We start from the raw sequence: 19,149 nt of genomic DNA on the forward strand, positions 1-19,149 counted from the left end.
AATAAAACCGTTTCGCTCCTTGTTAGGAATGAAACGGTTTTTCCTCTTATTTTACGGTTTGTATAACACGTTCAAGCAGTACACTTACTTCGGCACGACTGGCCTTTTCCCCTGGTTTAAACGCGGTTGCTGTCTTGCCTTGTATCAGTTTGTTTCCATAGAGATAAATGATATCTTCTTTTGCCCAGTGGGACGGAATATCCGTGAATGGATTCTTATTGTCAATTGTCATTCCCTTACCACTGTTCTTTACTTGTCTGGCTAAAACAGCGGCAATCTCCGCTCTTGTAATCGGTGCATTTGGATGAAAATGAAGATCTCCTTGTTTATCTTCTCTACCTTGAATCAGCCCATATGCTCCTGCTGTTTCCACATAGTCGTAGTACCAATCTGAGGTTTTGACATCTGAAAAAGTGGGCGCTATCTGCTGTTTCATATCAAGCCCGAGTGCCACGACTGCTGATTTGGCAAATTCAGCTCTTGTCATATCTCGAAGCGGTTCGAAATTGCCTTCATTTGTGCCTTGCAGAACCTCGCTTGACGCAAGCTTGATAATCGAATCCTGTGCCCACTTTAGTTTCGTTATTGCTCCTTGATCTTTAAAGCCTGCGAGGGTTTGGGCCGAGGTAGGCTGACTTATTTTTTTTACAGGTACATCCCCTACGGTCTTTATCTTCTCGCTCACTTGATCCGCTGCTGTACCCCCCTCACGAATCGTAATCGTTGGCTCACTTATTTGGTGTTTCATGTTTAGACCTGGGTTGTCCGGCTGAATAATAATAGACTTCGTTTGTTTTAATGTGACCGTCCCTGCTTTTAATGCATGGAATGAAATGGTTCCTGCTTTTCCATATCCGGTAAAAAGTTTAGCATCCTGCGAAGTAATCGCTTCTGAGATCTGTATGCTTCCTTTAGGATCAATTTTATTAACAAGACTCATCGGATTGCTTGTTTTCTTGAAAACCTGCGGAGATAGTTTCTTAGTACCTGAGTCTGGTTCTAGCAGTGCTGCGTCATAATCCATATGAATTTCATATCCTTGAACACGGCTGTAGTCACCGGTAAATCCTTGCAGCCATATCGCAACCTCAATCGTATCCCCCACCTTAGCCTCATATACCGAAGGCACCAGACGAATCATCGGCAGATTGTCACCTGCGACCTTATTCGTATTCTTCACCTCTGAAGCTGCGGACAGCGAACCCGCTGGAATAAAGCAGAACATGATCCAAAGTGCAGCTGTAATAGCCATCCATCTGTTCTTTGTCTTCAATAGACTCATTCTTCCGCATCCCCCTGTCGTATGCAATATGTAGAAGAGAGGACATTTATCCCCATCCTCTCTTCAGTCAAACCTAACCTTTCAAGTCTGCTTCATTACTCGAATTCATAATTGTTAATAATGTAGGATATATCTAGAAGATCAACACTATTGTCGCGATTTAAATCAGCGGCTGAAGTTTTTGCATTCGGCCAGTTTGCTCCTTTTACAGCGCCAAATACTTTTGCTGCTAGCTGTAAGTCAACGAGATTCACATGACCATCCTGATTCAGATCCCCTGCCGTAAGTGGACCAAAGTTCACAGACTCATTGCCATCTACGGTTACGGAACTCGATTCAGAGATGTGACCTGGTACAACCACACGCACGGTGTAGGTACCTTTTGGAACTTCAATGGTATACGTACCATCCGCACTTACGACATCAGCACCCGCTACTTGTCCATTTGAACTTCGTGCTTCCACAACGACTTTATGCACGCCGTCCGCGCCTTGGTACCAAGTATCACTGTAGTTCACATCTTGGAAGGCCTCTGCATCAATGCTGCCTGTGATCTTGTATAGATCCGGATCAGGAGTTGAAACCTGCGACACTTTAACCGTACCACTCGAAACTTTTCCAAGAGTGATATCTTCTGATTCACTATTTAAGACTCGCACATTGGACAGAGAGAAGGTAAAGTCTCCTGTTTCTGGACTAGCAAAATGGAAGGAGGCAAGCGCTCCTTTACCCGTGTAGCCATCCGGAATCCCGGCCAGAGAAATGACGTAATCCGTTTTTGCTTTTCCGTTACCAAGATCTGCTGTTTCCTCTTTAATAATCGGTGACACTCCCGGGTTCTTCTCTTCTTGATAAGTAGCAAGCGCCACACTTGGTGTTACCGACCCTTTCACAAGATCTTTATCGTACGTTAAGCTGAACTGAGCGGTATAAAGATCTTTTGTGTCGGTAAAATCAATGTCTACATGGAACGTTTCATTGACAGATACTTGCTTTTTAGAGAGGTTTGCCGAAAGTGAGACGGCGCCTGGTACTGGCTCTCCTGGCTCTCCTGGCTCTTCCGGCTCTTCTTCGCCATCTGAATTATATTTCACTACATGAGCAGGCTCCAAGAAACCATTACCAACGAAATCATATACGTAGATTTGATATTGGTTTTCCCCTTTTGTTACGGGTACTTCGATGGTAAACTTTCCGTCTGAGTCAATCATACCGGGAACATATTCCATTTCGCCGTCTACTTCGTATTCCGCATCCACAGCAATACCTGAATAGTTTCCAAGCAGTTCAACTACAAGGTCATCCTCTATTTTCCCTGTAATTACCCCCATGTTATCTTTCACTTGGATCGCAGGATCATGAAGAGAACTGACTGGGGCTTCTTTATCGATAACAAAATCATACAAAGCATCCTTTACAATTTCTAATCTTTTGTCATCAATGCCTACATAAGGAGCTAGAACGTAAACATCTGAATCAAGCGCAAACTCCGTTTTATAATTTGATACGGTGCCATCCCAACCGGTTAAGTTATAATCTCCTGGTTTTAAACCCGTTAGAACCTCAGCGACAACCCCAATCCATTCCCCTGTATAAGCATCAAATACATCAAGTGAGAAATAGTTATTCGCCACATTTACCGAGAAATGAGCATCGGCTGTATCAACGAGATCATCTCCATTTGGAGAGAAGAACTGCGGAAAAAGTTCAAGATCAGATACGATATCAATCTTCTTTGGTTCACCGACATATACATATACAGGAATCTTGAGCTGATGACCCGAAGTTTCGGTCAAAATCACTTCACCATCATAATTTCCATTGGGTGTATCTGCATTCATCGTAAGGCTTACCGTAAATTCTGTATCTCCTCCTGCAGAAACTTCCACAGAAGACTCGCTTGCCGTAAGCGTACCTGGAGCCGCTCCGTACCACTCGGTTGTAATGGTGTAAGCCGAACTCTCAGACACAATATCACTGACCTTAATGGTTTTCGTTGCTGTATCTCCCCCTGCCAGAATTCCATAAGAAAGGAGACCTGTTTCATACGGTGTAGCCGTGTCCGTTTTCACTGCCGTCGTTTCTTCTTCCACAAGGGCTACTGCCTTGGCTTTCAGCGTACTTGTTAGATCAATTCGACCTGCACCTTGCTCATTATGGGTATAGCGGTTTCCCTTTAGATCACTAATCTTCAGCGCATTATTCGTCATCAGTCCCTTGATCTCATACGGGTTCAGGGAAGAATCTTTATCAAGTAAAAGTGCTGCAGCTCCTGCTATATGCGGCGCAGCCATACTTGTACCTTGCAGATCCGCATATGCATCCGTATAATCACCGCCATAGGCTGGAACGGATGAACGAATACCGACCCCTGGGGCTGAAATATCTGGCTTAATGCCGTATTTAGGAAGACCCGGTCCTCTTGAACTGAAATCACCCATCAAATTTTGCTGCAAATCCACACCAAAATTAATTTTGTAACCTGGATTCGCATCTATTTTGGTTTTTAGTGCCGTTCCATCCTCTAAAGAGATACTTAAAGTTGGAATATAATCTCCTGGCTCGCCTAAAGTCCCCCCAAAATTACCAGGTGCATTGTTATAGATCACAGCCACTGTTGCTCCAGCCGCCTGCGCATTTTGTGATTTTTCGGTGAAAGAGATCGTCCCTCTCTGAATGAGTGCCACCTTTCCTGTCAGATCTTTACCTGCAAAATCTTCCGTTCTTCCAAGCCCTGCTGCCACAACTTCGATCGGCTGATCTGGAAGAGATGTATGATCAGGAGAGAAAGTCATTATACTGCCAAAAGTTTTAATCAGACCTTCTGCCTCCATTGTTGGAACATGAAGTGGCGGGGTGGAAGCTCCTACAGAAATAGGAATCTCTGCTGAACCCGGTGAACCGAGTGTATATCCATCTGGACCGTCATTCCCATTAGCAACAACCGCTACAACTCCTGCAAGAGCTGCATTATTAAGAGCAACGGAAGAAGGATCATACTCATTGTTAATCGCACTGCCTAGTGAGAGATTAATCACATCGAGTTCATCTTGTACGGAACGTTCAATCGCAGCGATAACTCCCGATGTGGCACCAGATCCGCCTGGTCCAAGCACACGATATGCATAAAGATCAGCACCATAGGCAACGCCGCGTACCCACCCCGTACTGCCATCAGGCGTAAGCGGGTTTCCGCGTCCAGCTATCGTTCCCGCCACATGTGTACCATGCTCCGTTGCTGCTTCGGGGTCGTTTGGATCTGGCCGCGTTTCATATGGATCATTATCATTATCGATAAAGTCATAACCGCCTTTGTAGGCATCTTTCAAACTCGGATGGTCATAGTCTATTCCCGTATCCAAGACACCTACTTTAATTCCAGAACCATCATAGCCGGTATCCCAGAACGTATCTGAACCGATAAAAGGAGCACTGTCATCCATATTCGGCGTTACACTGCTCACTGGGGTTGCTTTCATTTCTGCATCGGGATAAATTGCCTTCACACCAGGAAGACTGAGTAAAGAATCCACTTGATCTGCAGTGATCTCAAGCGCGTAACCATTGAATACATCTGTGTAATTTGTTTTGAGTTTTGCATTCAGTTTCGCAGCTGCAGCAGCGAATGTGGACTGCTGTCTCTTAATAACGCTTCGCTGGTTTACTCCTGATCTACTTACTCCTTGTTCACGGTTCGCCTCTTCTACGACCACTGGGTTTTCGGTTAATTCGACAATGACAGGAATCCGGTCCGTACTGTCAGAAGCAGGAACATAGTTTTGAGGTGTTACTTCTTTACTCTTTTTCTCGTTGTTAGAAGAATCTGAAGAGTCCACGTTCTGAAAATACGAGTTTGTTTTTGTACCGCCATTCCTGTTTTTCATAGCTTCTTTTTTCTTGTCTACATTCAGGGTTTTAGATGTGACGGAAGATAATTTGCTAGAATCCACTTGAAACGTTTCGGAGTGAAACTTTCTAACTTCGGCACCAGAGACGACGGCAGGGAAAAGAGCGGATATAAAAAGAGTGGAAACGACGGAGAGCGACATCACTCTTCGCATGAAAGGCTTAGACTGCATGGTATTCCTCCTTATTTCAATTCTTCCACAACTATTTTAATGTAACAGGGGTAAAAATTTTGTAGAATCCGCTGTTCTACCTTTTTAATGATAGTTTTCATACCATATACCTGTTTTTTCTATAAAAATATAGTCGGAACGATGTAGAAATCTATCAACCAGATCCTTGATAGGTCAGATAACTTTACACACAATTAATCATCCAATGGTTGAAATATGTACAATCTATTGTTATTTTGTCTTTATAAGTCATTATTTTGCCTAGTATTTCGAAAGATAGGAATCTAGAGCTACAGCCTTTATCATAAATCCCGATGTAGCTAGACCTAGTGTGTTGCATATTGTTTACATTTCTTTTTTCCTAACGGAGAAAACGATCCGTATCAAGAACTAGATCTTCTGTTCTTCTAGATAAAAAGGCCTGAACCACAGTATACTGACACCAGGGTTCAGACCTTTTTATTAAGAGTGAATCTTCCTAAGAGGGATGTTATTCGACAACCCTGCGCTTTATTTTATTAGTCCCATCGTTCATCCAATTTATCTGCATAAAAAGCAATCGCTCGTTTGTATTTCTGTATACCCGCATTAGCCGAATGTTCGGCTATTTCCTGCAAAAGCAATCTCATCGCTCGCTTATGTTCCTTGAGATTATACTGAACCATCGCCATAAAAACTTGAAATTCCCGTCTCTCTGGAAACTCAGATAGGGCGGTCTCAAAAATTCTCTCCGCTGTCTCATACTGCCCTAGTGTTCGATATGTACTGCCTAGTCCAAGCAATGCTCCCGCTCTATCTTCCTTGGATAATTCGCCTGAAAGAGCAGCTTCATAGTAAGGCACTGCTTCTTTTTCAAGTCCTAACGTATCGTACGTCCAAGCAAGCTGATACTGTAACTGTGCAGAATCGATCAAAAGTTTCCCATCACGTAAAAGTTCTTCTAGTGTAAGTAATTCCTTGAGTGCCATCTCGCTTTGTCCATTCTCTCTTAACTGAACTGCCTGCGTTAAACAATCCATAGGTTCTCCTACTCTCTTCGATTCTCTTCCATTGCTCATCAATTGCTCTACCCTTGCTCTACTATTGCTTCCTTATTACTTCCTTATTGCTTTCCTATTATATTATCAGCTTACCCTCTACTTCTGAAGTAATGTTTAATTTAGAATCATTTAATCCCAGCTGAATAACTTCACAAAAAAAAAGAGACACGTACTTGTGTCCCTTTCTTTATTATTACGTTCATTAGGGCGCTGAATTAGCCGCTTGATTCTGCCTTTTACGAATCGAATGAACCCCCATAATCACGGCAATCAGTTCATAGCTGTCTATTTCGGAGGTGTTATTATACAGACGGTATGCTCCAGAACTGAAAAAACCAGAGATTTTCTCAAAGCCAGCGACTGGGTCTCCTTGCTCATCAACGATCGCAAAATCTCTAGAGAATGCGGGTGAGGTAATCGTAAATACGCCTCTCGATCCTGCCTGGTACTCAAATTTCTTCTCAAGAAAACTCATTCTCGGTCGAACGATTCCAACAGTCTCTCCATGCGGGTCAAATACATTCCATTTATTAGAGAACACTCTAAATTTACCTGAATAGATCAAATGATTCGAAGAATCATAGATATCGAGCGAAGATCCAAAGGCACTTTTCAAATCGATGTACCCAAGTTAATTACCTGAAGCATCCATAATTTCAGATATTCCTGAACTAAAAAAACGATCTTTGAAATAGAGTTCCATACACGCTTCCCCCTAAAATCAAACGTTAGATGTATTTAACCCTTTGGGTCTGAAAAATTCAATCATTTTAATAAAATTCACGTTATATACCTGCTCTACATCCTGCAATGTATATAATCTGCCATCCATCTCTTTGAGGGCATAAACATAATCATGTCTTACCAAATCCATTGCTTGTTTTCCGGCATACTCTCCTTCGTAAGCCGCAAGCTGTTCATTCTCACTCTTGTTAAAACTCAGTATTTCTCGGAAAGAGGCTTCTACAAACGCATTGACTACGGTAAGTGTATCCCCTTCCAGCTGAACGGCGCGGTATAAATTACCACGTTCATCCTCAATTAGATCTTTGTTTATTTCAATATTCATGGTATCCCTCATTTCATTTCTCATATCTCTATTGTATCAGGATATAAATGACAAAAAAATGCCTTACAGACATTTGCGCCGTCTGTAAGGCATCTCTTTAACGTATCCTAACTGCTCCACAGATTAAAAAAATCAGGTCGCTAACCATAAATTTCACTTGGGTTGCAGGGCTAATCCCTTCTTCTTGAAGTATTGCTGAACAACAAAACTCATGATTTCACTTGGTTGTTCTTTTACAAATTCGGACTGCTCAGCAAACAACATTCCATAAGGCTCTTCAGAAGTATATGGCTCCCACTGCGGCAATTCCTCTCCTGTAGAATCGAGTCCATTCGGATCTCCGGTTCGGATAAAGTTGGCCCAATAATTACACATTTGGCGAGCCAGATCGTAATGTTTACCTACAAAGGGTCTCCAACATTTAGCAAGTGTCTCAAAGAAAAACCAGAGATCCACGGAGTGGAAGGTTCCTGGGTTATCCCAACCTGGAATTTCTGCATCAAAATTATAATAGTATATTGGGGGACTAGACTCTGTGTTTTGATTAGCATGCGCCGCAATACGTATTGCATATTCAATACTGCTTACGGCTGCTATCTTTTTAACTTCTTCTATATTGGACGACTCGGCATTACAAAGCTTCAAAAAGGTGTCGGCATCATTCCCAAACATATCGGCGGCCATTGTCTTGAAGTCTTCAAGTGAATCGACATTTGGAATACTAAAAAACTCAGAGGACGTGTGTCCAAACATGGTTGGAACCATGAGACGCTTGTTTTCAAGAAACAATTCAAGCGAGTTGCCTACACAAAACGTCTGATCAACGACACTTCCCCAGAACTTACCGTACTCCACCGCCTTATCTCGGAGATAAACAGAGTCTAATTGCCTTGCTTCATCAAGCGAAGATACACCAATATATTCAAAAAATTTCACGCCCTCCTGCTCCGCTTCCGGCAGGTTTCTCAAAAATCTCGGACTATTAGGCCCCGGGTAAAGCTCAGTAAAGATCCCGCTTTGAATAATTGCCCGCTGAAAAAGCCCTTCATTCTGCGGAGAGGTAAGTTGGCTCATCACACTTCCACCGCCGGCAGATTGTCCTCCTATCGTGATGTTGTCAGGGTCTCCGCCGAAAGCCGCTATATTGCGTTTGACCCATCTTGTGGCTGCTTGCTGATCGAGATTTCCAAAATTAGCAGGGGCTTCTGGCGCTTCCAAAGTGATTTCCGGATGTGCTAGAAAACCAAATACATTTAGCCGATAGTTAATGGTGACTACCACGATCCCGCGTCTTGCGATCCGTTCACCGTCAAATTCCATCTCCGCTGTATGACCTACCTGCAGCCCGCCGCCAAAATACCAAACATATACGGGAAGCTTTTCATCGGTCTGATTGGCAGGCGTCCATACATTGAGATAGAGGCAGTCTTCATTCATGGCAATGTCGGGTTCCACAGCCCACTCCCGCGTGTAAATATTGTTCTCGTCAATCTCTTGTCTCACCTGCATTGAAATTGGCGCAAATTCATAAGCTTTAAGAACACCTTCCCAGTCTTTTAGGGGCTGAGGGGCACGCCATCTATTTTCACCCACAGGCGGAGCTGCAAAGGGAACTCCTTTGAAACTAGTAATCCGCGGATCGGCCGCCGGCAATCCTTGAACCCATCCTTGCTCAACCTTCACTTTTCTAAGCATATCCATCGTTCTCCTTTATGCAGCCGATTTTTTAAAAATATGAATTCATTAATAATGAACAACCAAGGTCTATGATAGAAAGCGGTTTCAAAAGTATTCATTTCATTTGTTGCAATTGTTTCCTTTCATCCGGCTTACTCCTGCTTCTTCCCACCTCTCTATAAGTTACTAATTTCCACTTCGGGTACTTTTGTTATGTAGTAAAATTGTAGAATATTAACCTAATTAATACAATGATATATGTAATATTATTAATTGATAAATACGACTCCAAAGTCAAAAAATAGCGATGCAAAAACCCCCACTATCATCATTACAGAAGTGGAGGCTATTTTGATTTTCACTATTTAATGATTGCATCTTTATAAACTCCGAACAGTCTATATGTTATGACTTCGTCACACCAAGTTCAGATAATCGTGTTGATTTCACCAAATAGGAAGGAAGGCTCGGAAACAATTGACCGATGATGGGGAAAATTTGATTTGCTTTTGAAAAAGCCATCTTTTGAATCCTTCTGGCCCTGCGCAGTAAATCGGAAAACTCCCGATTCGCTTCCAATGTGTAATTGCTCTCCCACTCCAAATAAGTCAGCTTACCTTTGAGATACTGGTCTGTAGCAATCGAACAGATCATCGAAGAACGAAGCGCAATCGACATTCCATCTCCGCAGAGCGGCGGAATCATGAGCATCGCATCGCCTATATGCGGAAAGAAAGACCAGGGTTCCGGTTCTTCGGATAATCTTACAGGGGATATAGATACCTGGGTACCTTGTACCGGCATTCCCTTCGATAACCGGTCTGATAACCGGGGATTGGTAGAGGCTGCTTCGCTTAGAATCTCCTCAATCGATTTACCACTGCGCTGCACCATATCAAAGGACAATAATGCGGCTATGTTAACTACACCCTCTTTTACAGGAGAAATCCCGACATATCCTCCATCGCAAAAATATAGTTCAACCTCGTCTGCTGCTTGTATTCCGGAATAGTGTGATTTTACACCAACAAATACTTCGAGATCCTTTCGCTCTGCCTCCTGATCCGCTGGTACTCCTCGAGGCTTTCTAATTCCGTAAGCTCCAATGACTGCTTTGGCATGATAAGTTTCCCTTATTTGCCCTTGCCTTGTCTCTATGAGATAAGTGTGATCTTCTTGTTGCTGAACATGGGTAACCATCGCTTTTGTCTTGATCTTGACGCCGAGTTCGAGCGCCTTTTTATGAAGCATAAGGTCAAGTTCATACCTGCTGATGCCCCATGCCTCACCCGGTAGACGGGCTTCCATCTCTTTACCGCTCGGCAAAATAATTCTGGCTTGTTTCATTATTGTTGGATTAACTCCATGCTCAAGTGGATTCACTCCAAGATAAGCCAGCATTTCCTTCGTCTCGGGGGACATAAATTCGCCGCATGTTTTATGTCTTGGGAATACTTGCTGGTCTATGAGCAGAACCTGATGCCCTTTTTCAGCTAGCTGAATGGCAGCCGCGCTGCCCCCAATACCGGCTCCCATAATAACCACATCGATCATGTTGTTCATATTGTTCATGTTGTCCATCTTCTTCGCCCCTCCCTTCTTCTTCTATTTTCACTCTCTAGGTATGACGACCGCATAACGGAATAGAGGTTTCCATGAATAGGTCATCGTCTTATGATTCAGTTTTGATTTTAGGTCGTTCCAGTCCTCGTGTGTAAATCCTTTGGCAACAGAGAGCGGACCATCGTGCCGAATATACCTGTTTCTTGATATCATTCGTGTCGTTAACCATACTGCCGTGTAAGGTACCGGATGCCGGTGAATATCGTTAATAACCACACCATATTTGGAAGACCTCAGCATGTGACTCACGATTTCAACGAGCTCCTGTCCCTCGAAATGATGTACGAACTGAGAACCCGTCACGATATCTGCATATCCTTCCGGCAGAGACTTTACATCAGCCCTGACCACATTTACTCGCTTTTCATCCCGAAAATAAGATCGCGCTTCTTCGCAGGCTTCTTCCGTTAGATCGACAAGGATAATCTTCATCTCAATTCCTTTGCTGTCTGCCCATGTAAGAAGTTTGCGATTGACGTCTCCTGATCCGGCGCCGACATCAAGCAGTGTCAGCTCACTCGGTCTACCGATCTCCGTCCATAGCTTCTCTACACCATAACAAGTGGGACCAGGAGCACCAAAAATCTTGTTTAGTCTTCGTAAATGCTTGAGTGCTTCGCTCAGTTCTTCGCCGCCTAGGGAGAAATCATCCATAAGTTCATCTTCTTTTGCTCTTGTTGAAAGATTTCTAAAGATAGACATGGGAAGGCTCCGTTTCAGCTACTTGATAGGCAGGGACATATGTAAACTGCATCAGTTCTGCGGTAAGACCAGGACCAAAGGCCATAGCAATCCCCTTTGTTTTTTCCTGATTCTTATCTCTCATATCTTGACGCATAGCAGCAAGTACAAACATAATCGTGACAGATGACAGGTTCCCTGCGTTTTTAAGAATATCCCTGCTGTATTTCGTCTGATCATCACGAAGCTCAAGCACATTTTGTACCGAATCAACAATTCCTTTTCCGCCTGGATGGATTGCCCATAACTCAGGAAGCTTGTCCCCTTCTAACAATAGTTCTAACTCTGGAGCAAGATATTCACCTAATAGTTTGGGAATTCGCGGAGAAAGGTAGAGATCAAATCCCGCATTGCCTACTTCCCACGTCATATCTTCTGTTGAATCAGGCAGCAGAACGGAATACCCTTTCCCAAGTTCGAAATAGGAACTATGATTCTTGTCAGCTTCCCCAATCACGCACCCAGCTGCCCCGTCTCCAAAGAAGGAAGCTGCAAATAATGCCTCTCGATCCATCGCAGGTTGAAAATGTAAACTGCTCAGTTCTACACAAACAACGAGAACTTTTGATTCCGGAGAACCTTGAACTACATCTCTTGCCATTTGGATCGCTTTGAGACCCGCCGCGCATCCTTGGAAAATCAACGGAAGCCGGTTCACGCGTGGTGATAAACCAAGCTCTTTCATTAACATCACATCAAGCCCAGGAAGAAACTGTCCCGTACAGCTCACCGTAATCAGATGCGTAATTTCACTTTTATCTATACCGCTGTCAAGTAATGCGGCTTTCGCAGCCGTAAGCCCAAGGGGAACAGATTCCCTTTTGTATGTATTCATTCGTTCTTCCGTAGTAGGTACCCCGGATAAATCATTAGATGGCAAATATCTGCACTCGGTTGAAGATTTTTTGGTGAATTCCGGCTCAACTGTATAACGCATCTCTACTCCGCATGATCTAAATATCCTTCGTGCAAACCGGGCCAGGTCGGGCCGGTCCTGGAGGGAAGAGGTGATCAGTTCCGATATATCTGCTTGCGGGATCGGATGTGAAGGCAGTGCGGTACCCATGCCTAATATAGAAATGCCAGTAAATTGTGAATTTTGTGTCATCTTTTACCTCCTCATTGTATTCAACGAATTTCGTTCATTGGGTTCAGGAATAACCGTTCTTTCGTTAACCCTATTGTATTAACTATCTGTATTCATCTCTTTCGATAAGTATGATGTTCTCTGAATTGAATAGGTAATGAAACGTCTCATTCAAGAAAGAAAACGGGTCGAATCTTCTCAAATTAGGTCACACAATACTCACAGAAGAAAATTATCAAGCGTTTTTACTACACAAATGGTATCAATAGTGACATAACACGAAATTTTTATCCCACTTTTATAATTATTTACCCTTAACAAATCATTTGAAATCAATAAAAATAAGAGTGAAACTGGTAAGTAAATACCAGTCATCCCATTTTGAAGGAGGCTATTAATTTTGGCAGAACAAAGCTTGCTTGAAAGAAAAAGTTTCCGTTTTCGTATTTTGCTTGGCTTAGCATTTGCTCTGGTATTAGGTTTAGTAACCGCAGGAATCGCTTCAGCACACGGGTACCTAAACTCCCCGCAAAGCCGTGCTTTCCTCTGTAAACAAGGACAGAATACAGGCTGTGGTAATGTACAATATGAACCTCAATCGCTTGAAGCAAAAGGTAACTTTCCTGCAGCAGGTCCTGCTGATGGTCAAATTTCTGGAGCTGGCATCTTCCCAGAAATGAATGAACAATCTCCAACAAGATGGAAAAAAGTTGATATGAATACGGGTAGTAATACCTTTAACTGGACGTTAACAGCAGCCCATGCAACAAAAGAATGGAAATATTACATTACTAAACCAGGCTGGGATCAAAGTAAACCGATTACTCGTTCCAACATTGAACTCTTTTGTAAAATTGATGACGGAGGAAAAAGACCTGACTTTACTGTAACGCATACTTGCGACATTCCTTCGGACCGCAGCGGGTATCATATTATTCTCGCAGTATGGGAAATCTCCGATACTGGAAACGCTTTCTACAATACAATTGATGCAAATATTGCAGGCAGTGGCGGCGGAGCAGCGGACACAGCTGCACCAACAGCACCAGCGAGCCTGCGTTCTTCTAACGTAGCAGCTACGGCGGTATCCCTGGCTTGGAATGCAGCTACGGATAATGTAGGTGTAACAGGCTACGATATTTACCGTGGAACTACGCTCATTGGCACCGTTTCAGGATCAACACTGACTTATACAGCTACTGGTTTAACAGCAAACACAAGTTATACTTTTACAGTAAAAGCAAAAGATGCTGCTGGAAACGTATCTGCTGCTAGTAATGTACTTACCGTACAAACAGCTGCTGTTTCTACACCTGACACTACAGCTCCTACAGCTCCGAGCGGACTTCATTCCATGACAGTAAATGCCAATTCAGTCTCTCTTATGTGGTCTGCTTCCACTGATAACGTAGCTGTAACCGGTTATGATATCTATAATGGCAATACACGGGTAGGCAGTGTGTCTGGATCAACACTTGAATACACAGTCACTGGTCTTACAGGCAGCACGAATTATACCTTTACTGTGAAAGCGAAGGACGCTGCAGGGAATGTTTCCGCTGCTAGCAATGCATTAACCGTCACAACTTCTGCTCCGTCAACGTCAGCGCCGGAATGGTCTTCTGGAACCGCCTACAAAGCGAATGACCTTGTTACTTATAACGGGGTTGTCTATAAATGCATTCAACCTCATACTGCTTTAACCGGATGGGAACCTGTTACAACACCAGCCCTTTGGTCTGTTAATTAATCATTAAACTATTTCGTCATCAAAAAGGAGACCCATAAAGGGTCTCCTTTTTGATGACGTCGACTTTTCTGCAACAACAAACTTTATAGTTAGTTGATTTATTTTAAAGATATATTAATTAGGCAGAACTAGGTTTAGCATTCACAATCGACTCAAGCTGTCTCGAAATGGTGACACGTTCATATTTTAATTGCCAGATTTGTTCCGTCACTTTCTTCTTCACTTTCAAATCTGTCTCTTCTTTTAATTGTTTAAAAAGTTCTAGTAATTCATCATTAAGTGCATCGAATCGTACCCATAGATCGCTCCGGGCAGGCAACTCTTCTTGCTGAACAGACTTCGCTGCACAACTACGCATTTGCTCCAAAATCGATTGTCTCCATGCTTCGTCCTTCATTTGGGTTGCATAATTCAAGAGGTCTAGATAATCATCCATTTGTAAGGACTTTGTTTGATTTTGTATGTTCATAGTCAACCTGCATCTCCTTCGCTCTCTTTTACCTAGTATTATACTAGGTATTGTAAGATTTACAACACTTTTTTCTATTTTCTGATGTTTTCTACGCTTGCCCTACACATCATAAGCAGACTCCATCATAAACGGATGATAAAAAAAGCCCGCTTGCAAACGCAAGGGGCTGGTGTAAGCATCATTACTGGTCAAGTGTATATAAAGGAAGATCGGTAGGAAGCGGTTTTGGAGTTTCGCATGTACTTTGCATCGTATAATGTTTGCCTTCGCTTGATGCATCATGAAATGCCCACATCGCTTCCAGTACATGGTACGCAAGTGCACCGCTTGCTCTATGACTGCGCCCGCTCCGAATGGCGTAAGCCATGTCTGCAGGACCAATTCCCCGTGTATTTCGGTCATATCCAGGAAGAAGCGGAACTTCGGTCCACTCTGCATCTCCCATCCCTCTCCATTTTACGGGACCGCCAAAGGTGTTCGGATCAGGAACGAGAAGTGTTCCTTTCGTACCGTGTATCTCTATGTTGGGAAGCGTACTTCCGCCAAAGATATCAAAACTTGTAATTATACTTGCTACTGCTCCACCTTGAAATCGGATTAGACCCGTGACATGTGTGGGAATATCGACCTTAACCTTTTTCCCGCGTTTCTTGTGACTTGTAATTTCCCGTTCTTCAAGTGCAGCACTTGTCATACCAGTAATGCTTGCAATCGGACCAAGCAGCTGAATCAGCGCTGTTAAATAATAAGGTCCCATATCAAACATCGGGCCTCCGCCTGCAGCATAATAGAACTCGGGATCGGGATGCCAATGTTCATGTCCACGGCTCATCATAAAAGCAGCGGCACTAACTGGAGTCCCAATACGTCCCTCTTCAATCGTTTTCAAAGCAGTCTGAATTCCTGTTCCAAAGAAAGTTTCCGGTGCACACCCTACCAGTAAACCAAGCTCAGCCGCGCGGTCAAGTACTTGTTTCCCTTCTTCCCGAGTCACGGCGAGCGGTTTTTCCACGTAGACATGTTTTCCCGCCTCAAGCGCCTCTAAACACACACTCGCATGGACCGCAGGAATCGTCAGGTTAATAACAAGCTCAATCTCAGGGTCAGCTAACAGTTCAGGAACCGTGAGCGCTTTAGGAATCTGATACGCTGCTGCTTGTTCCTTAGCACGTTCCAAATCAAGATCGGCACAAGCGACAAGTTCGAGGATTTCAAACTTACTGCAATTCTCCATATAAATTCCACTTATTTTACCGCAGCCAATAATACCTACCTTCACTTTATCCAAGCGTAAAATCTCCCTTCACCCAGTTCTTATTCTTACAGCTGATTATCGGCCATGCCTGTATAAGCAGTCGCGGCAGTATTTCTTGAATCGACTAATGTTTTACCTTCAGCGGCCCATAAAAGACCGCGAGTCATGATCTCTCTGACAGAAGGCTGCTCCATAATATCCGCATGATGGCCCAGCGAATTATAGAACACCCGGCCTTGCCCCCATTTTTTCGTCCATACGACAGGCATATCGACAGCCCCATTAGCACTGTGCGGACCTTCTACCTGCGGGAATCTCGTTGTAGCAAGAACCTCTACTGCTGGGTCAACATGAAGATAATACTGTTCACTTTTCACCTGAAAATTGTCTATTCCTGCAAGCAGCGGACTTGAACTGTATTTGATCTCCACCGTATACTCGACACCGTCATTGCCTGGATGAGCTACCCATTGCCCGCCCGTCATAAACTGCCAATCCACATTCGTTCGGAAGGAGTCACACATTCCTCCATGACACCCAGCAAGGCCTACTCCGCTAATGACTGCAGCTGACACATTCTCCACATACTTCTGTTCAATCGTACCCATTGTCCACATCGGCACAATTAGGTCCAGTTCACGAAGTTTTTCTGCATCCGCATAAGCATCCAGTGTATTTGCCAGTTCTACTTCAAACCCAGCCTCGGTAAGCCACTCATCAAATAATGCTGATACCAATTCAGGTTCATGACCGTTCCATCCACCCCATACAATTAGTGCTTTTTTCATTGGTTTATATCCTCCATTTCGGTAAGTTCAACCCAGCGACGTTCTTGTACTGACTTCTCCACTGCTTCTAATACGGCCTGACAAGCTACTCCATCTGAAAAATTAGGAACCGGCTGGCGATCTTCTTCGATTGCGTTCATAAACTCTACCATCTCATGAGTAAACGTCTGATCAAATCCAATCGGATGTCCTGCAGGCCACCATGCTTCTGCATATTTGTGAGCTGCATCTGTTGCGAGAACACGGCGGAAGCCTTGTACGTCTTCCTCATCACTTGTAAAGTAAACATCCAGCTCATTCATCCGTTCAAAATCAAATCTGACACTGCCTTTACTGCCATTCACCTCAAACGAATTCGTGCTGCGATGACCAGCGGCGAATCTAGTCGCCTCAAAGCTTCCAATGGTACCGTTTTCAAATTTAGCTAAAAACAGCGTTGCATCATCAACAGTGACAGGCCCTTTTTCCGTGTTTGCATTTCCTTTTGTAGCTGTAAGCCCAGTCATTGCGGATGCAATAGGACGCTCTTTAATAAAGGTCTCGCTCATGCCGACGACTTCCTTGAACTCTCCAACCAGAAAACGTGCCATATCGATCAGATGAGCGCCAAGATCCCCATGCGAACCGGAACCAGCAATCTCCTTTTGCAAACGCCATACGAGCGGAAACTCAGGGTCCAAGATCCAGTCCTGTAAAAAGGTCGCGCGGAAATGATAGATTTTACCGAGTCTTCCGCTTTCAATCAGATCCTTAGCAAGCTGTACCGCAGGTGAAAAACGATAATTAAAACCGATCATATGCTTAATTCCTGCTGCTTCTGCCGCAGTTTGCATCTCACGAGAATCCGCGAGTGAAAGCGCTAACGGTTTCTCACAAAAAATATGTTTGCCTGCTTTTGCTGCAGCAAGTGCAATCTCTTTGTGTACGTTGCTTGGTGCATTGATATCAATAAGATCAATATCTTCACGCTGGACGAGTTCTTTCCAATCCGTCACACTTTCCTGCCAGCCAAACTGTTCTTGTGCTTCTTTTACGGCTGCTTCATCGCGTCCGCAGATGACGGCCATTTCTGGCTTTTTTACTTTTGGGAAAAACATAGGAACACTTCGGTAGGCATTACTGTGCGCCTTTCCCATAAATTTATATCCTACCATTCCAACACGAATTGAACTCATCCTTACATCCTCCTCGTTAGTTATTTACATGGGTATTTCCTCTAGAAGAAGCCCGAACAATAAGCTCAGCTTGCAGCAATTCTCTTACCGGTTCGTCAAACCATGTACGGAAAAGCTCAGCATCATTACCTATTTGCAGTAATTTATTAGCTGCGATCATTCCCATTTCATAAAAGGGAACGCGTACACTGCTAAGCGGAGGTACCGTAATTTCAGCTGCATCCGAATCATCATATGCGACTATTTTCGGGTACTTCTCTTCAGGAATTTGCCATTCTCTGAACTTTTGCAGCACACCGATGGCCATACGATCGTTTGAGACAAACAAGCCATCCATCTCAGGAAGTAGCTCCCTCATTTTCTCTGCTGCCTCATATCCGCTTCGGCGGCTAAAATTACCTTCGAACAAATAACTTGAATCGAGATGAAGATCTCCTTCGGCCAAAGCCTTTTGATAACCTGAAAGACGATCTGCACTGTTGGAATACGTTAATGGTCCATTTAAAAATCCAATATGACTACATCCTTGCTGAATCAAATGTGTGACAGCCTGCCTGCTGCCTTCCACATGATCCACATCCACTTCAGGAAAGGACTCTCCCTTAAAATGCTGGTTCACCACAAGAAAAGGATGTCTTGCCTCTTTTAATTTACGAATGGCTTCCCGCTCGCCCGGCTCATCCCTAGATCCCAGAATAATAAGAGCATCTACCTTCTGAGCCAGAAAAAAAGATTCATATTCCTGCGGTTCCTGCTCACTTCGAAATAACAACAGCAGATCATATCCTTGCTCACGAACAGCACTGCCGATACCGCTTAGCATTTCTGAGAAATAATAGCTTGAGAACAATCGTGCTTTGGGGATATACGGCAGAACGACACCAAGATTACCGCTTCGATTTCTCGCAAAACTGCGTGCAAGCGCACTCGGCACATATCCCAGTTTTTCTGCTGCACGAAGTACCTTGGAGCGCGTTTCCTCTTTCATGGGGCCAACCCCATTCATGACTCTAGAAACGGTGGCTTCCGACACCCCGGCAAATTCGGCAACTTCCTTTCGTGTAGCGATAAGATATCCACTCATTTCCATTTAATGTACGCGCGTACATTT

Annotated in this window: 15 protein-coding genes; 1 reads left to right on the top strand and 14 read right to left on the bottom strand. The window is 43.7% G+C overall.

The genetic code is table 11. From position 1 onward, the window contains the following. Window positions 1-46: 46 nt before the first annotated feature. The 9 genes from QPK24_RS14905 to QPK24_RS14945 form a co-directional block, all read right to left on the bottom strand. Window positions 47-1,282: an S-layer homology domain-containing protein gene (locus QPK24_RS14905; protein ID WP_285742396.1), complete on the bottom strand. Its 1,236-nt coding sequence runs from the start codon at window positions 1,280-1,282 to the stop codon at window positions 47-49. 95 nt (window positions 1,283-1,377) lie between these two features. Continuing rightward, on the bottom strand, window positions 1,378-5,361 hold the full coding sequence (locus QPK24_RS14910) for a S8 family serine peptidase (protein ID WP_285742398.1): 3,984 nt from the start codon (window positions 5,359-5,361) through the stop codon (window positions 1,378-1,380). A 518-nt stretch (window positions 5,362-5,879) separates the two neighbouring features. Beyond that, a complete protein-coding gene (locus QPK24_RS14915; RefSeq protein WP_285742401.1) occupies window positions 5,880-6,380 on the bottom strand; it encodes a tetratricopeptide repeat protein in 501 nt (166 codons plus the stop codon). Between the two features lie 223 nt (window positions 6,381-6,603). Next, window positions 6,604-7,017 (bottom strand): LURP-one-related/scramblase family protein, encoded by a 414-nt coding sequence (locus QPK24_RS14920; protein ID WP_285742404.1) that lies wholly within the window; start codon window positions 7,015-7,017, stop codon window positions 6,604-6,606. A gap of 105 nt (window positions 7,018-7,122) precedes the next feature. After that, a complete protein-coding gene (locus tag QPK24_RS14925) occupies window positions 7,123-7,470 on the bottom strand; it encodes a hypothetical protein (protein WP_285742406.1) in 348 nt (115 codons plus the stop codon). 153 nt (window positions 7,471-7,623) lie between these two features. Further along, window positions 7,624-9,165 carry a carboxylesterase/lipase family protein gene (locus QPK24_RS14930; protein WP_285742408.1) on the bottom strand — a complete coding sequence of 514 codons (1,542 nt, stop codon included), beginning with the start codon at window positions 9,163-9,165 and terminating at the stop codon, window positions 7,624-7,626. Window positions 9,166-9,552: 387 nt separating this feature from the next. Then, a complete protein-coding gene (locus QPK24_RS14935; RefSeq protein ID WP_285742410.1) occupies window positions 9,553-10,728 on the bottom strand; it encodes an NAD(P)/FAD-dependent oxidoreductase in 1,176 nt (391 codons plus the stop codon). Between the two features lie 30 nt (window positions 10,729-10,758). Then, window positions 10,759-11,472, bottom strand: coding sequence for a methyltransferase domain-containing protein (locus QPK24_RS14940; RefSeq protein WP_285742412.1), 714 nt, complete (start codon window positions 11,470-11,472; stop codon window positions 10,759-10,761). After that, window positions 11,459-12,619, bottom strand: a complete 1,161-nt coding sequence (locus QPK24_RS14945; protein WP_285742414.1) for a type III polyketide synthase — start codon at window positions 12,617-12,619, stop codon at window positions 11,459-11,461. The genes QPK24_RS14940 and QPK24_RS14945 overlap by 14 nt, the downstream gene beginning before the upstream one ends. A gap of 379 nt (window positions 12,620-12,998) precedes the next feature. On the opposite strand from QPK24_RS14945, the gene QPK24_RS14950 reads away from it, so the two are divergent. Beyond that, window positions 12,999-14,348 (top strand): lytic polysaccharide monooxygenase, encoded by a 1,350-nt coding sequence (locus tag QPK24_RS14950; protein ID WP_285742417.1) that lies wholly within the window; start codon window positions 12,999-13,001, stop codon window positions 14,346-14,348. A 118-nt stretch (window positions 14,349-14,466) separates the two neighbouring features. Here the strand turns inward: QPK24_RS14950 and QPK24_RS14955 are convergent, their stop codons facing one another. The 5 genes from QPK24_RS14955 to QPK24_RS14975 form a co-directional block, all read right to left on the bottom strand. Continuing rightward, window positions 14,467-14,817 carry a hypothetical protein gene (locus QPK24_RS14955; RefSeq protein WP_285742419.1) on the bottom strand — a complete coding sequence of 117 codons (351 nt, stop codon included), beginning with the start codon at window positions 14,815-14,817 and terminating at the stop codon, window positions 14,467-14,469. A 184-nt stretch (window positions 14,818-15,001) separates the two neighbouring features. After that, complete coding sequence (locus QPK24_RS14960) at window positions 15,002-16,108, bottom strand: Gfo/Idh/MocA family protein (RefSeq protein ID WP_160031837.1); 1,107 nt, start codon at window positions 16,106-16,108, stop codon at window positions 15,002-15,004. Between the two features lie 32 nt (window positions 16,109-16,140). Further along, the gene (locus QPK24_RS14965) at window positions 16,141-16,863 is read right to left on the bottom strand and encodes a ThuA domain-containing protein (protein WP_285742422.1); all 723 of its coding nucleotides are present in this window, start codon (window positions 16,861-16,863) and stop codon (window positions 16,141-16,143) included. Then, window positions 16,860-18,038, bottom strand: a complete 1,179-nt coding sequence (locus QPK24_RS14970; protein ID WP_285742424.1) for a Gfo/Idh/MocA family protein — start codon at window positions 18,036-18,038, stop codon at window positions 16,860-16,862. The genes QPK24_RS14965 and QPK24_RS14970 overlap by 4 nt, the downstream gene beginning before the upstream one ends. Before the next feature lie 16 nt (window positions 18,039-18,054). Then, the gene (locus QPK24_RS14975) at window positions 18,055-19,122 is read right to left on the bottom strand and encodes a LacI family DNA-binding transcriptional regulator (RefSeq protein WP_407083026.1); all 1,068 of its coding nucleotides are present in this window, start codon (window positions 19,120-19,122) and stop codon (window positions 18,055-18,057) included. Window positions 19,123-19,149 lie beyond the last annotated feature (27 nt).

Source organism: Paenibacillus polygoni (assembly GCF_030263935.1).
GTDB lineage: Bacteria > Bacillota > Bacilli > Paenibacillales > Paenibacillaceae > Paenibacillus > Paenibacillus polygoni.